Annotated in this window: 15 protein-coding genes; 2 read left to right on the plus strand and 13 right to left on the minus strand. The window is 42.1% G+C overall.

All coding sequences use genetic code 11. The features are described from left to right. Window positions 1–30: 30 nt before the first annotated feature. Complete coding sequence (gene prmC, locus HNQ41_RS11185; protein ID WP_184664530.1) at window positions 31–900, minus strand: peptide chain release factor N(5)-glutamine methyltransferase; 870 nt, start codon at window positions 898–900, stop codon at window positions 31–33. Window positions 901–902: 2 nt separating this feature from the next. Next, the gene (gene prfA / locus HNQ41_RS11190) at window positions 903–1,973 is read right to left on the minus strand and encodes a peptide chain release factor 1 (RefSeq protein WP_184664531.1); all 1,071 of its coding nucleotides are present in this window, start codon (window positions 1,971–1,973) and stop codon (window positions 903–905) included. Window positions 1,974–2,274: 301 nt separating this feature from the next. On the opposite strand from prfA, the gene HNQ41_RS11195 reads away from it, so the two are divergent. Beyond that, window positions 2,275–3,603, plus strand: coding sequence for an FAD-dependent oxidoreductase (locus tag HNQ41_RS11195; RefSeq protein ID WP_184664532.1), 1,329 nt, complete (start codon window positions 2,275–2,277; stop codon window positions 3,601–3,603). Between the two features lie 364 nt (window positions 3,604–3,967). On the opposite strand, the gene HNQ41_RS11200 is transcribed toward HNQ41_RS11195, so the two are convergent. From HNQ41_RS11200 to HNQ41_RS11240, 9 genes are all read right to left on the minus strand, one after another. After that, the gene (locus HNQ41_RS11200; protein ID WP_184664533.1) at window positions 3,968–4,450 is read right to left on the minus strand and encodes a hypothetical protein; all 483 of its coding nucleotides are present in this window, start codon (window positions 4,448–4,450) and stop codon (window positions 3,968–3,970) included. Window positions 4,451–4,505: 55 nt separating this feature from the next. Then, window positions 4,506–5,129 carry a thymidine kinase gene (locus tag HNQ41_RS11205; RefSeq protein ID WP_184664534.1) on the minus strand — a complete coding sequence of 208 codons (624 nt, stop codon included), beginning with the start codon at window positions 5,127–5,129 and terminating at the stop codon, window positions 4,506–4,508. Window positions 5,130–5,346: 217 nt separating this feature from the next. Beyond that, a complete protein-coding gene (locus HNQ41_RS11210; protein WP_184664535.1) occupies window positions 5,347–5,592 on the minus strand; it encodes a type B 50S ribosomal protein L31 in 246 nt (81 codons plus the stop codon). A 154-nt stretch (window positions 5,593–5,746) separates the two neighbouring features. Further along, window positions 5,747–7,021, minus strand: coding sequence for a transcription termination factor Rho (gene rho / locus HNQ41_RS11215; RefSeq protein ID WP_184664536.1), 1,275 nt, complete (start codon window positions 7,019–7,021; stop codon window positions 5,747–5,749). Window positions 7,022–7,270: 249 nt separating this feature from the next. Next, window positions 7,271–8,239, minus strand: a complete 969-nt coding sequence (glpX, locus tag HNQ41_RS11220) for a class II fructose-bisphosphatase (protein WP_184664537.1) — start codon at window positions 8,237–8,239, stop codon at window positions 7,271–7,273. Window positions 8,240–8,288: 49 nt separating this feature from the next. Continuing rightward, window positions 8,289–9,575, minus strand: a complete 1,287-nt coding sequence (locus HNQ41_RS11225) for a UDP-N-acetylglucosamine 1-carboxyvinyltransferase (protein WP_184664538.1) — start codon at window positions 9,573–9,575, stop codon at window positions 8,289–8,291. A gap of 173 nt (window positions 9,576–9,748) precedes the next feature. Further along, window positions 9,749–10,399: a fructose-6-phosphate aldolase gene (gene fsa / locus HNQ41_RS11230; protein WP_184664539.1), complete on the minus strand. Its 651-nt coding sequence runs from the start codon at window positions 10,397–10,399 to the stop codon at window positions 9,749–9,751. Window positions 10,400–10,546: 147 nt separating this feature from the next. Next, on the minus strand, window positions 10,547–11,410 hold the full coding sequence (fba, locus tag HNQ41_RS11235) for a class II fructose-1,6-bisphosphate aldolase (RefSeq protein WP_184664540.1): 864 nt from the start codon (window positions 11,408–11,410) through the stop codon (window positions 10,547–10,549). A 283-nt stretch (window positions 11,411–11,693) separates the two neighbouring features. Beyond that, the gene (locus HNQ41_RS11240; RefSeq protein ID WP_184664541.1) at window positions 11,694–12,071 is read right to left on the minus strand and encodes a response regulator; all 378 of its coding nucleotides are present in this window, start codon (window positions 12,069–12,071) and stop codon (window positions 11,694–11,696) included. 203 nt (window positions 12,072–12,274) lie between these two features. Here HNQ41_RS11240 and HNQ41_RS11245 point away from each other — a divergent pair, with 203 nt between their 5' ends. After that, window positions 12,275–12,805 carry a DUF2529 family protein gene (locus tag HNQ41_RS11245; protein WP_184664542.1) on the plus strand — a complete coding sequence of 177 codons (531 nt, stop codon included), beginning with the start codon at window positions 12,275–12,277 and terminating at the stop codon, window positions 12,803–12,805. An 87-nt stretch (window positions 12,806–12,892) separates the two neighbouring features. On the opposite strand, the gene pyrG is transcribed toward HNQ41_RS11245, so the two are convergent. After that, window positions 12,893–14,494 (minus strand): CTP synthase, encoded by a 1,602-nt coding sequence (gene pyrG, locus HNQ41_RS11250; RefSeq protein WP_184664543.1) that lies wholly within the window; start codon window positions 14,492–14,494, stop codon window positions 12,893–12,895. Window positions 14,495–14,749: 255 nt separating this feature from the next. Beyond that, on the minus strand, window positions 14,750–15,238 hold the full coding sequence (gene rpoE, locus HNQ41_RS11255) for a DNA-directed RNA polymerase subunit delta (protein WP_246421642.1): 489 nt from the start codon (window positions 15,236–15,238) through the stop codon (window positions 14,750–14,752). Window positions 15,239–15,382 lie beyond the last annotated feature (144 nt).

Raw genomic sequence — 15,382 nt, forward strand, 5'->3', positions numbered from 1 at the left:
ACGTTACTCGATGGTCAATCAAATTATCATTTACTGAGACAAAGGCTCGACAAACACCATACGCTCACGCCCGTTTAGATCATTCTCAATATTTACTGTACGGTCGGGAAACGCTTTTTGAAAAAGAGATTGCACTTGTTTCCCTTGTCCATCACCAATTTCAAGGGCGATGAACCCAGTTCGGTTAAGAAGTTCAGGTAACCCTTCTGCAAGCTGGCGATAACACCTTAAACCGTCTTCTTCAGCAAACAATGCTTGGTTTGGCTCATGATCTTTCACGTGTACTGCAAGGTCATCTCGCTCTGCAAATGGAATATAAGGTGGATTACTAACGACGACATCCACGAAATGACCACTTTCCTTGATCGGCGTTAATAAATCACCTTGTCGAAAAGAAACCGTGGCATCAAGTTGGCGCGCATTGTGTTTTGCTACATGTAATGCTGATTGCGATAAATCTGTCCCTGTAACATTGCATTGTGAAAGTTCTAGCGCTAACGTTATCGCAATCACACCGCTACCTGTACCAATATCAACCATATCCAACGGCCTTTTCGCCCCCATTGCCTGTACGCGTTCAATCACGCCTTGTACGAGCTCTTCTGTCTCGGGTCGTGGGATCAGTACGTGCTCATTCACATGAAATGTGCGTCCAAAAAAAGATTCTTCTCCAGTAATATGTTGGACAGGTCGTCCGGATGCGACTTCTTGAATGTTTGCTTGAAACGACTGCCACGCGGATTCTAATAATGGCGAGCGCATTTCAGCCATGAGCGTTGCCTGCGACCAGCCTGTTTCGTATTGAAGAAGACGCATGGCAATTTGACGTGCATCTGAACGATCGGACAAAAAAGAAGAAGCCCAATTGAGGGCTTCGTATACGTTGACGGATTCAGCCATGATTATTCGCCTGCCTCTTCCATAAGTGACGCTTGCGCTTCTACCGTCAACGCTTCAATAATTTCGTCTAACTTTCCTTCAAGAATTTGCTCCAGTTTTTGGACTGTTAACCCGATACGGTGGTCCGTCACACGACTTTGTGGAAAGTTGTACGTGCGAATTCGCTCAGAACGGTCACCAGAACCAACCGCAGATTTACGGTTTTCCGCGTATTCTGCTTCCGCTTCTTTTTTGTACATGTCATGAATACGTGCACGCAATACTTTCATCGCTTTTTCTTTGTTTTTAATTTGCGACTTTTCATCCTGACAGGAGACAACAACCCCTGTCGGTTCGTGTGTTAAACGGACAGCGGACATCGTTGTATTAACACTTTGTCCCCCTGGTCCACTTGAAGCAAACGTATCAACGCGGATATCTTTTTCGTTGATATCTACTTCTACTTCTTCCGCTTCTGGTAGGACAGCAACCGTTGCTGTTGACGTATGAATCCGTCCACCTGATTCCGTAGATGGAACACGTTGTACGCGGTGTGCGCCATTTTCGTATTTCATCTTTGAATACGCGCCCTTCCCGTTGATCATGAAGCTAATCTCTTTGTAACCACCGATGTCATTTTCATGGGCTTCAATGATCTCTGGCTTCCACCCATTCGTTTCAGCAAAACGAGCATACATACGGTACAAATCGCCAGCAAAGAGGGCGGCTTCATCACCACCAGCTGCTGCACGGACCTCAACAATAACGTTTTTGTCATCGTTTGGATCTTTCGGAACAAGGAGCACTTTCAAACGTTCTTCTAATTCAGGAATTTTTTCTTCAGCTTCGGAAATTTCCATCTTGACCATTTCTTGCATTTCATTGTCCAATTGATCTTGGAGCATTTCTTTCGCTTCGTCTAGTTGTTGTTTCACTTGCTTGTATTCGCGAAACGTTTGAACCGTTTCTTCTAAATCAGCCTGTTCTTTCGAGTAATCACGTAATTTGTTGGAATCACTAATCACTTCCGGGTCCATTAGTAATTCATTTAAATGTTCATAACGTTCTTCTACAGCTTCTAATCGGTCGAACACCGTCGATCACCTCATTTATTCCATAACATTATAATTATAGTATAGGTTCAAGTGACAGTCAAAATCAACTTCTGTTAAGAAACGCATCCAGAAAGTTCATTTTAGAGGGATATGATATTTTACGTAAAACGCTTGTCATCATCCACATTATCAGCAAGCTTTTCCGATTTTGTCTTAAATAAAACGGTAAAAAATATTTGTGTTTTCTTAAAGATTGATTGTGGGATAGTAAGGGTACAGGTAGAAAAATGGTTAATGGAGTCTTAACAATTAATAAATAATTTTTAGGGGGAATAAAGCCATGAAGTATGTCATCGTTGGTGGTGACGCTGCTGGAATGAGCGCGGCGATGCAAATCGTTCGTAATGATGAAGAAGCGGAAATTATCACCCTTGAACGGGGCGGAATTTATTCCTATGCCCAATGCGGGCTTCCTTATGCGTTAAGCGGTAAGATTGAATCAACTGAGCACCTCATCGCACGTGACATTGAGACTTTTCGCGAAAAATACGGTATTGATGCACGTGTTTATCATGATGTTGAAAAAGTTGACCCCGAAGAAAAAATTGTCTATGGAACGGACCATGAAAGCGGGGAGCATTTTTCAATCTCTTATGACCGTTGCTTAATCGCGACAGGGGCTAATCCGATCACACCACCATGGGAGGGGCGAGATTTAAAAGGCATCCATCATTTGAAAACGATCCCTGATGCACAAAACATTCTTCACGACCTTGATGAAAGCGTCAAAGATGTCACAATCATTGGCGGCGGCTATATTGGCCTTGAAGTTGCTGAAAACATGAAACAAATCGGCAAACAAGTTCGGATCATTGACATGGCTGATCGTTTGGCCCCGATGTTTGATGAAGAAGTGAGTGAGGCGATTTTAAAAGAAGCAGAGCGGAACGATGTCACCTGTCTACTCAATGAAAAAGTGACCCACTTTTCTGGGAGTGAGCGTGTCAAATCGGTACATACGGATAAAGGTCGTTATGAGACCGATTTGGTGGTTATTGCAACAGGTGTAAAACCGAACACAGATATAATAAAAGACACAGAAGTTCAACTTCACGAAAGCGGCGCCATTCGCATCAATGCGTATATGGAAACAAACAGCAAAGATTTGTATGCAGCTGGCGATTGCGCCACTCAATTTCACCGTTTAAAACAAAAGGATGATTTCATTCCCCTTGGTACGCACGCAAATAAACAAGGTCGTATTGCAGGTGTGAACATGATTGGTTATGCAAGTACGTTTAAAGGAATCGTCGGTACTGCGATCTTGAAGTTTTTTGATTTGACGATTGGAAAAACTGGGTTAACAACCCATGAAGCCATGTCTTTAAATATCGATTATGGCTATTCTTCTTTTAAAGGTGAAGCGAATGCTGGTTATTACCCAGGAAAAGATCCACTAACCCTTCACATGACGTACGAAAAAGGGAGTGACCGCTTATTAGGTATACAAGCTGTTGGTAGAGATGGGGTCGACAAACGAATTGATGTGGCGGCGACCGCTCTTTTCCATAATATGACCGCTAATGAATTAGAAAACTTAGACTTAAGTTACGCGCCGCCATACAATGCCGTTTGGGATCCATTACAACAAGCAGCTCGAAGACGATAGAAGCGAGGGGTGCTTGAACATCGGCGACAATGGTTTTATCAGCGACGAGGAAGTAGAAACGGCGCAGGATCACTTGGATGCGGACATTCATTCCGTTATTAAGGTAAAAAGCGCCTTTTATAAGGGGTAAATGGACATTCATTCCGTTATCACCTCAAAAACGACCATTAATACTTGTTTTTAGAAAAATAACGGAACATATGTCCTCGATAACAGTAAAATTGGCCCTTTTCAAGAGAATAACGGAATACATGTCCGCCATACCGCTCAAACAACCCTGGTTCACTTAAACCCAAAAAAGGTCTGACATCCTGCCTTAACAAGAGGAAATCATCTCTCTCGAAGTAGGTGTCAGACCTTTGATTTATGAGCGGTCGTTAATAACAACCTGATATTCATATCGCGGGAGAACATCGATCAGTCTTTGCTCCAATGCTTCAACCTGCTCATTCTGTTCATCCTCACTGACATTGTCATCAAACATAACGTTCACCCATGCGCGATGACCCATGATGATGACTGAACCTGGATGGACACCTGATCTTTGCTCGACTTCAGAAGCAATACGATTTTGATCACCATTGTAATCTGGTCGATCGCCGTGTACACTCCGAAAGCTCTTCCCTGTCGTATTCTCTTCGGCAAGCGAATCCATCGGTTGGCGACGTTTTTCAGCGGCACCATAGTTCACCGGACCAGGACCTAACATACTGTATTGATAATCACTAAACTGTGAAGAAGGATTCCCTTCCCCTGCACTTTGCCCTTCAACTTCTGGCGTTTCTGGATTTTGACACGCCGTTAGTAATACGGCGATTGCACAACACTTTAGTAGGAGTACCTTCATTATGTCACCTCCTACCGCTAGCTTGCCCTTCAAAATCCAATTTCAAAACAAAGAGTTACACAGTGGAGGATGGCAATGAGTTGCTCTTCTGATGGAGTTGTGGCGCTCCTGGGACTTCATGACAATGACGACAGCGAGGCTCGTACGATTCAGAAGCTCCCACTAAAATAACAGGGTCATCATATGATGCTGGCTCTCCATTTATGAGTCGTTGCGTTCGCGAAGCTGGTGATCCACAAGAAAGACAAATGGCCTGTAACTTGGTCACTGTTTCAGCTAAAGCGAGTAAATTCGGAACTTGTCCAAACGGCTCTCCACGAAAATCTTGGTCGAGACCTGCAACAATGACACGCATTCCACTGTTTGCGAATTGCTGTACAACGGACACGACATCATCATCAAAAAATTGTACTTCATCAATCGCAACCACTTGGGTCATCTCTTCCAAACATTCAAGCATTTGCTTTGAATGTTCAATAGGCGTAGCGCACACTTTCGTCCCGTTATGTGAGGCGATTTCCTGTTCACTGTAACGGTCATCTATTTGCGGTTTAAACACCTGAACATATTGTTTCCCAAAGCTTGCACGCCGAACACGACGTATGAGTTCTTCGGATTTTCCAGAAAACATACTCCCGCAGATGACTTCAAGCCACCCTTCTTGTCTTGTTAAGTGCATTCTCCATTTCCCACCTTCTGCGAATCAATTCCTACCAGTTCAAATATGTACGATTTTTTAACCGCACATGAATTTCAATATTATACTATCTAATTAAAACAGGTCACAATACGACTTTTGTCATAGGTGACCGTTGTATCGTTATGACATTTGACAAAAAAAACAGGCAAGTTTCGATCGCGTATGATCCGCTTGCCTGTTTTCCGTATGCTGTTGATTAGTCGAGGTTGTATTTCTTCTTAAAGCGATCCACACGACCACCTGCGTCAACAAACTTCTGGCGACCTGTGTAGAATGGGTGAGAATCAGAACTAACTTCCACGTTAATTAGTGGATAGTTGTTGCCATCTTCCCACTCAATTGTTTCATTAGAAGACATTGTTGAACCGCTTAAGAACGTAAAACCTGTACTTGTATCCTTAAATACAACCTTTTGATATTTAGGATGGATATCTGGTTTCATACTTTTCATCTCCTTTTTGCCCTGAGTCATTTTCGAAACAGAGTTTATTTCATGTGATGACCGAACCTATGGTGTTTTCACACATGAGGTGATTATATCAACTGTCCTATAAATTTGCAACCTAATACAGAAAGTAAGTTTTCCCACCGTTTATTTATGACTTGGATCGTTGCTTGGCAATTTTTCCTTGTTCAAAAGAGTCAAAGAAATCGTCATTCGTCTTTGTCTCTTTCACTTTTTTCACGAAACGATCAATAAATTCTGGCTGATCATTCATCGTCTTGCGCATTGCCCAAAGGTTTTCAATTTGACTTTTCGGAAGTAGTAGTTCTTCACGACGCGTACTGGAGCGACGAATATCGATCGCTGGGAAAATACGGCGTTCCGCAAGCTTACGGTCAAGGTGAAGTTCCATATTGCCTGTCCCTTTAAATTCCTCATAAATGACATCGTCCATACGCGAACCAGTTTCTGTCAATGCTGTGGCAAGAATCGTCAAACTTCCACCTTCTTCAATGTTTCGCGCGGCACCGAAAAAGCGCTTCGGACGATGGAAAGATGCAGGGTCAATACCCCCAGATAACGTACGTCCACTTGGTGGAACCGTTAAGTTGTAGGCTCTCGCTAAACGAGTAATACTATCCATAAGAATGACAACGTCTTTTTTATGTTCGACAAGGCGCATCGCGCGTTCTAAGACGAGTTCAGCCACTTTCACATGGTTCTCCGGAACTTCATCAAAGGTAGAACTAACAACTTCACCTTTGACAGAACGTTCAATGTCCGTTACTTCTTCTGGTCGTTCATCGATTAAAAGAACCAATAGCTCCGTATCTGGGTGGTTTTGTGCGATACTATTGGCTACTTCCTTCAATAACACCGTTTTCCCCGCTTTTGGCGGTGCAACAATTAAACCACGTTGGCCAAAGCCAACTGGAGAAATCATGTCAATAATTCTTGACGAGATCATTCGAGGGTCATATTCTAACTTCATTTTATGATCAGGATATAAAGGTGTAAGCTGTGGAAAGTGAGGTCTGTCTCGTGCTGACTCTGCATCTTCTCCATTAACCGCTTCTACTTGCAATAACCCGTAATAACGTTCGTTTTCCTTCGGTGGTCGAACTTTACCAGAAACTTTATCTCCATTTCGGAGTTCAAAACGGCGGATTTGCGAAGCAGAAATATAAATGTCTTGCGAGCTAGGCTTGTACGTATGTGGACGCAAAAAGCCAAACCCTTCTGAAGGAACAACTTCTAAGATCCCTTCCATAAACATTAATTTTTCATTTTCCGCTTGTTTCTTTAAAATCGCAAACACTAATTCTTTTTTCGTCAATTGACTATAATAAGAAACTTTATATTTTTTAGCCAATTCATATAAGTCTTTGAGCTTCATCGTGTCTAGCTCTGACAAAGTTACGCCCATATCAACACCACTCTCTTGAAGTAATTGCTTTTTATTTTTCAATCATTATTATTTAAACTTGGAACATGCTTTACGTTTTGGGAACTGATAATAGAGTGAAGGAAATGCTGTGAGGTCAGCTATTCAAGGAACGATGTACTTTTATCAGCACATCGCCCCTCTTATTTTAAGCACAATAATTGTGGAATTCAAGCCTTTTGTATATAGATTGTATCATAAAAAAACGGAAAAATTGTAACTCTCTTAATATTAACGGATGACAAGATCAGGCTTTTTGTTTAAGCGGTGCTTTCCATCAACAAAACGTACAGTACCAGATTTCGCACGCATAACGAGCGATTCCGTTCTCCCAACCTCTCCTTGGTAACGAACACCTTGTAGCAGTTCACCATCGGTCACGCCCGTTGCTGCAAAAATGGCATCGTCCCCTGAAACGAGATCATCCATATAAAGCACTTTATCTGTGTCTTCAATGCCCATTTCTAAACAACGTGCGTATTCTTCGTCCGTTTTCGGGAGTAGCTTCCCTTGTAATTCACCACCAAGGCACTTTAACCCAACAGCTGCTAGAACGCCTTCCGGTGCTCCACCCGATCCGATGAGGAGGTCGACGCCTGTATCTTCATCAAATGCCGTATGAATAGCTGCTGCGACATCGCCATCTTGAATCAACTTAATTCTGGCACCAGCTTCGCGTATTTCGTTAATCGTCTCCTTGTGACGATCTCGCTTTAAAATCGCAACGACGAGGTCCTCGATGTTTTTCCCTTTCGCTTTTGCGACCGCTTGCAAATTATCAGAAACGGGTGCATTAATGTCAACTTTACCAACAGCTTCTGGGCCTACAGCGATTTTATCCATATACATGTCTGGCGCATGGAGTAAATTTCCTTTATCAGCAATTGCAATGACTGCTAATGCATTCCATTCTCCATTCGCGACAATATTTGTTCCTTCTAGCGGGTCAACTGCCACATCGACTCGAGCACCATATCCATTACCAAGCCGTTCACCGATATAGAGCATCGGCGCTTCATCCATTTCACCTTCACCAATGACGACGGTTCCTTTCATCGGTACCGTATCAAATACATCGCGCATGGCTTCTGTCGCTGCATCGTCAGCCGATTCTTTATCACCGCGTCCCATCCATCTAGCAGAAGCAAGTGCAGCTGCTTCAGTAACTCGAACAAGTTCCATCGATAAACTTCTCTCCATATCTCATTATCCCCCTATATATACGATTGTAAAAGATATCAAGCTACATTTAGCTATTTTGCATTTCTTCCTCTTCCATATAGTCGATATGTTCACGCCATATGTTCGCGCCTAGGTTACGAAGCTTTTCCTCAAATGAATCATAACCGCGATCTATATGGTCAACTCCAGTAATCTCTGTCACACCTTCAGCCATTAACCCAGCAACGACTAAAGCGGCGCCTGCTCTTAAATCACTAGCTCTTACTGCCGAACCATGTAAAGACTGATTTCCATTAACAAGTGCCGAGCGACCTTCTAATTTAATATCCGCTCCCATGCGGCGCAATTCATCTAAATGTTTAAAACGTGCATCGTAAATCGTATCTGTAATAATGCCTGTGCCCTTTGCTCTCGTTAACAAACTGGTGAAAGGTTGTTGTAAATCGGTCGGAAATCCTGGATAAACAAGTGTTTTCACATCGACAGGTTCAAACTGCTCTGGTGTGCGAATCGTAATTTGATCTAGCCCAACTTCGATATGTGTACCCATTTCTCTTAATTTTGCTGTTAAGGACTCTACGTGATCAGGGATCACATTATCAATGACGATTTCTCGACCTTTGGCAGCTGCAGCGATCATGTACGTCCCTGCTTCAATTCGATCTGGAATCAATGTGTGACGACAACCAGATAACTCATCAACACCGTCAATACGAATCACATTCGTACCAGCACCTTTAATACGTGCTCCCATACTCGTCAACAGCGTAGCAACATCGATAATCTCAGGTTCCTTTGCGGCATTTTCAATGACCGTACGCCCTTTGGCTTTGACAGCTGCTAACATAATATTGATCGTTGCTCCTACGCTGACAACATCTAAGTAAATTCTAGCTCCCGTTAGCTCCTCAGCCTGCAAATACATTGCGCCATGTTCATTCGTCACCTTTGCTCCAAGTGCTTCAAACCCTTTAATGTGTTGGTCAATTGGACGAGGTCCTAAGTTACAACCGCCAGGAAGGCCGATAACAGCTTTGTTAAACTTCCCTAACATTGCGCCCATCATATAATATGAAGCACGTAGCATTTTTACTTTTCCATTCGGTAATGGCATCGGGAACATATTTTCTGGATATACGCGTAATGTATCATCTTCAAGTTTTGTTTTTCCGCCAATATCCTCTAGTAAATCGGCTAAAATTTCTACATCTGAGATCTCTGGGAGGTGGTCAATCGTGACAGGACTATCTGCTAAAATTGCTGCAGGGATGAGTGCAACCGCACTATTTTTTGCTCCACTAACCGTGACCATACCTTCTAACGGGTGGCCACCTTCGATGAGTAATTTTTCCATTGCGATATTCCTTTCATTCTAGGAGTTTACAATTATGATCTAGTGTTAGCCAAAACCGAATCATTCAGTCGTAGCCGTAGCATAACGACTGAATGATTTTCCATTAGTTGCATTCTCATCCTATTATAACAAATATTTTACACGAAGTTGTAAATAACCACCTGTTTTCTTCCTTACTTTGATTGAACCGTTTGTTCCCAATCTTTTAAGAATTTTTCTATCCCTTGATCTGTTAATGGATGCATTGCAAGTTTTTGAATAACGCCGAAAGGAATCGTACCGATATGAGCTCCGCGCAATGCCGCTTCTCGGACATGCGTCGCATGGCGAATCGAGGCTGCAATAATTTTCGTATCGATTGCATGGGTCGTGAACACAGAGGAGATTTCTTCAATTAAATCAAGGCCATTGTGACTGATATCGTCAAGACGGCCGAGAAACGGTGAAACGTACGTTGCACCTGCACGAGCAGCTAAAAGTGCTTGATTCACTGAAAAGACGAGCGTGACGTTGGTCGATATATTCGCTTCCGTCAACGACTTGACCGCTTTCAACCCTTCTAATGTCATTGGCACTTTAACAGTTATATTCGGTGCAATCGCCGCTAATTCCTTCCCTTCTTTCACCATTTCGTCTGCTTCAGTTGCAATAACCTCCGCACTGACAGAACCGTCAACGACCTTCGTGATTTCACGCAAACGGTCATGAAAGTCGATCCCTTCTTTAGCAACGAGAGAAGGATTTGTCGTCACCCCAGATAACACACCTAGGTCATTTGCTTCTTTAATTTCTTCAAGGTTGGCTGTATCAATAAAAAATTCCATCGATTTCTCCTCCTCATATTTACGGATTGTGCCCTTTACAGAAAACGCTTCCTGTTATCTAAAGATTGCGACATATTTCGATAAAAGGAAAGTTGACGCGTGAATAGGCGAACTATTCGCGACGTCAACTTTTTTACTTGTCCATTATTACGCTTTGTTGGAAGAACCAAATTCACGCATTTTGTCCATAACCGTTTCTTTGATTGCTTCACGAGCTGGCCCTAAATATTTACGTGGGTCATACATTTCAGGATTTTCATCAAGTACTTCTCTTACACGCTTCGCAGAAGAGATTTGGTTCTCTGTGTTTACGTTAATTTTCGCAGTTCCAAGAGAGATTGCTTTTTGGATATCTGCAGTTGGGATCCCTGTTCCTCCGTGAAGAACAAGTGGTACACCCGTTAACTCGGACACTTCTTGCATACGATCGAAGCCAAGGTTTGGTTCACCTTTGTAAGGACCGTGTACAGAACCGAGTGCAGGCGCGAAACAATCAACTTTTGTTTCACGAACGAGCTCGTCACATTCAGATGGGATTGCGTAAGCTGCTTCTGCATCGTCAACGATGAGGTCATCTTCTTGACCACCGATACGACCAAGTTCAGCTTCAACAGAAACACCGATGACATGAGCAACGTCAACAACTTGTTTAGTGATCGCGATATTTTCTTGTAACGGATGGTGACTTCCATCGATCATAACAGATGTGAAACCAGCATACATCGCTTCAACACACTTTTCAAAGCTTGAACCGTGGTCAAGGTGAATCGCTACAGGAACTGTAATTCCATAAGCTTCAATAAGAGATTCAACCATTGTTACAACTGGTTTAAATCCTCCCATATAACGGGCAGCACCTTCGGATACACCGAGGATGACTGGAGATTTCTCTTCTTCTGCAGCTTGAAGGATCGCTTGTGTGTACTCCATGTTGTTCAGGTTGAATTGACCAACAGCGTATCCTTGGTCTTTCGCAGTGTTAAGCATGTCTTTCATAGAAACTAAAGGCATTCTTTTTGTCCTCCTTTAAAATCACGAGCTGAATTTCGCCATAACATAGAAAAGACGTTATATAGATGCTAAGGATATCATCATTTATTATACCAATGATGATCCTTCTATATGTAAAACTTCACGAGAAAAACAAAACGTTCTTTCGCTTTTTCACAAACTTTTCCATGCGCTGACACCACATTCATTATACCATACAAGACTCGATTCACGGGAGGATATCAAAAAATCTTGTAAAATTTTGTCGAAAGCGCTTTCTTTCCTCGTTGTCATCATCGCTAACTTATGTTTTTATGCGCTTCTCAAAATGGTCAGCCACATTTTGGCGAATCGTATCAATATCAAACGGTTTGGCAAAGTGATCAATCGCCCCATGCTCTTTTGCCTCATTAATCATTTCTAACTCTCCGTAAGCTGTCATCATAACGACATCGACTTTTTCATCAATTTTTTTAATGTTCTTTAATATTTCTAAACCATCCATACCTGGAATCTTCATGTCGAGCATGACAAGGTCAGGACTTTCATCTTCGACAATTTTCAACGCTTGCACACCATTAGAAGCTTCCAATGTTTTGTATCCGTCTTTTTCAAAAACTTCACTCAATAACATACGAATACCAAACTGGTCATCAACAATTAATAGTTTTCGTTCTTCCATGTTTGTTCCCCCCTTTTCCGAATGGATAAACATATAAATATTGCTCATTTTTCCGTATTAATCCACCAAACTCTTTTCGACTTATTGACGAAAAACTCCTTCTTTATTTTTATAAATTTTTTGTGAACTGCGAACGGTTCGTTTTCTAGTCCATGATTTAGTATAATGTCGTTACGATCATTTCATCAGAAAGGGGTACACCATTGCTTTCTATATATATGACGCAAGTACAAGGACTTATGCAAACATTAAAAGATGAACAAGATGAGACGATTGAAGATGCAAGTCGACTCATCGCTCAAAGAATCGTTGGCGACGGAAGCGTTTTTATTCATGGCATTGATCAAATGGAGGCCATTGAAACGTACGCGATACAAGGTGAGCAGACACTCAATAGCATGGAGTCACTTCGACAAAAAGACCACTTTACAAACGTATGTGAATTAGACCTCGTTTATGTCTTTTCTCCATTTGCAAATGATGAAAAGGCACGAGAAGTTGCCAGTTTCGCAAAGAAGCAAGGTGCTCATGTGATTGGCATCGCATCGGTCGCACCTGAACAGGGACAACAATTTTTTGACGAGTGTGATTTGACCCTTGACCTCGGCGTTAAACATGCCCTCGTGCCAACTGAAAACAAACGAATCGGCGCACCGCATGTGCCTATGGCTTCAATTGCCTACGACTGCATTTATTTAACAGTGACAGAAATGATCGAAGAATTCACTGGATGACTTGAAACATACTATTATGAAAAAAAGCCTCTGTTCTCGCTAAAACGAGCGAAAACAAAGGCTTTTTTTGTTATCCATGTATCACTTCTATCCTTCTTGCTGCGTTGCACCTATAAATTCACGGAATAACGGTTGCGGTCGTGTCGGACGCGACAAAAATTCCGGGTGAAACTGTGATGCAACGAAGTAAGGATGGTCCTGAATTTCAATAATTTCTACAAGACGCTCATCTGGACTAACCCCTGAAAAGATGAACCCTGCTTTTTGCATGTCTTCGCGGAATTCATTATTGAACTCATAACGATGGCGATGACGTTCATAAATCACTTCTTCACCATATGCTCGGTAAGCATGTGTACCTTCCTTGATCTTACTAGGGTATAAACCAAGGCGTAATGTTCCACCGTAATCTTCAACGTTCTTCTGTTCTGGTAATAAATCGATAACAGGGTACGGTGTAGATGGATCTAATTCAGCTGAATTGGCCCCTTTCATTCCGAGAACATTGCGGGCAAACTCTACTGAGGCTAGCTGCATTCCGAGGCAAATGCCTAGGAACGGCACTTTTTCAGTACGGGCATACTCAATCGCGGCGATTTTTCCTTCAACCCCTCGATCACCAAATCCTCCAGGGACGAGAATGCCATCTACGTCTTTCAACTTCGCAGCTACATTGTCCTTTGTTAACTCTTCTGCATCCACCCACTCAATTTTGATGTCTGTATCATATTGAAAGCCAGCGTGGCGCAATGCTTCAGCCACGGACAAATAAGCATCTGGCAGTGCTACATATTTACCGACGAGTGCAATCGTCGTCTTCTTCGAAAGTGACTTGACACGATCGACAAGTGCATTCCACTCGGTCATGTCTGCTTCACCTGCATCCATATTAAGAAAGCGACAAACATACTCGTCAACTTGTTGCTCTTGAAGGTATAGTGGCACTTCATATAACGTGTCCGCGTCGCGCGATTCAATGACTGCATCTTTTTCAATATCGCAGAATAACGCAATCTTATCCTTCATTTCCTTTGGAACAGGATTCTCCGTCCGAACGACAATCATGTTCGGCTGGATTCCTAGGCTTCGCAATTCTTTTACGCTATGTTGTGTCGGTTTTGACTTCATCTCTCCTGCTGCTTGTAAGTAAGGGATGAGCGTACAATGAATGTACATGACATTGTCAACACCGACGTCACTTTTAATTTGTCTGATCGCTTCTAAAAACGGCAAGCTCTCAATATCTCCGACGGTACCACCAATCTCAGTGATCACAACATCAGGAGAACCTTCTTTTCCAGCACGAAAAACGCGGTCTTTAATTTGATTTGTAATGTGCGGAATGACTTGCACCGTGCCACCAAGATAATCTCCGCGACGTTCTTTTTGTAACACCGTCGAATACACTTTGCCGGTCGTTACGTTACTATTTTGACTTAAGTTAATGTCAATAAAACGTTCATAATGGCCTAAATCCAGGTCGGTTTCCGCTCCATCATTTGTGACATACACTTCACCATGTTGATACGGACTCATCGTACCTGGGTCTACATTAATATAAGGGTCAAACTTTTGAATCGTGACGGTTAAGCCGCGATTTTTTAACAACCTTCCTAACGATGCAGCGACAATCCCTTTTCCTAATGATGAAACTACACCGCCTGTAACAAAAATATACTTTGTCGACATACGCTTCCCTCACTTTCTCTTCTTTACACCACACAAGAGGGGGTTATTTACGCTTGTACATGTAGTATGTACAAAACACAAAAAAACAAAAGTGAGACACCACTCCAAATGCAGAGGGGGCACTTTTGTTTTTATTTAAGTATTTACGTTTATTATACTTCTTTTAACCATGATTAACACGTGGCAAAAGAACGTTTTGGTAAAGCCCAAAATAGATTCTAGCCTTTTCCAAATTGAATGTCAAGGACGACCTTTTTAAATGAGGTCGTCGTCTTTATCTACTTTTTCTAAGGAATCTTCCAATCCTGATTCTCTCGTTGGCTCAACATCTGTGTCTTCATCGTTTGCTAATTCATCGAGCTCATCTTCAATATCTTCAAACTCATCAACATCACCAAGCAAGAGATCGCCCTCTTGTTCAGCACTTGCTTTCTTATCTTTTTTCTTATTGTAGGCGCGTTTTGCTTGTGATAATTCTTCTTCACTTTGGTCAAATGGATACCATTTTCTAAGTCCCCACTGCGTGTCCCCAAGGTTAAGAAAACGACCGTCTAATGTCATTTCCGTATATAATTGAGCAATGCGTTCCGATGCTTCTTGTTCAGAAAACCCTTTTACTTCTACAACACGTTTTAGTAAGTCATTGTACTCAAGTGGCGCATTTTCTTCGTTTAAAAATTTGAGAGCGATTTCTAACATTGACATTTCTTTTAATTTTTCTTCGTTAAGGGCATTTGTACTCAAGAACAGCACTTCCTTTCCAAGTAATCATAATATCTTCAATTCGTTGAATGATTGAGTTACTGTGCGTCTTCTTTCATTGCAACTTTCATTAAAACATAAATGAATTGTGAGTGCCAGCCTTGGTCGATACTCTTACTATTTCTC

Source organism: Texcoconibacillus texcoconensis (genome assembly GCF_014202575.1).
GTDB classification, from domain to species: domain Bacteria; phylum Bacillota; class Bacilli; order Bacillales; family Salisediminibacteriaceae; genus Texcoconibacillus; species Texcoconibacillus texcoconensis.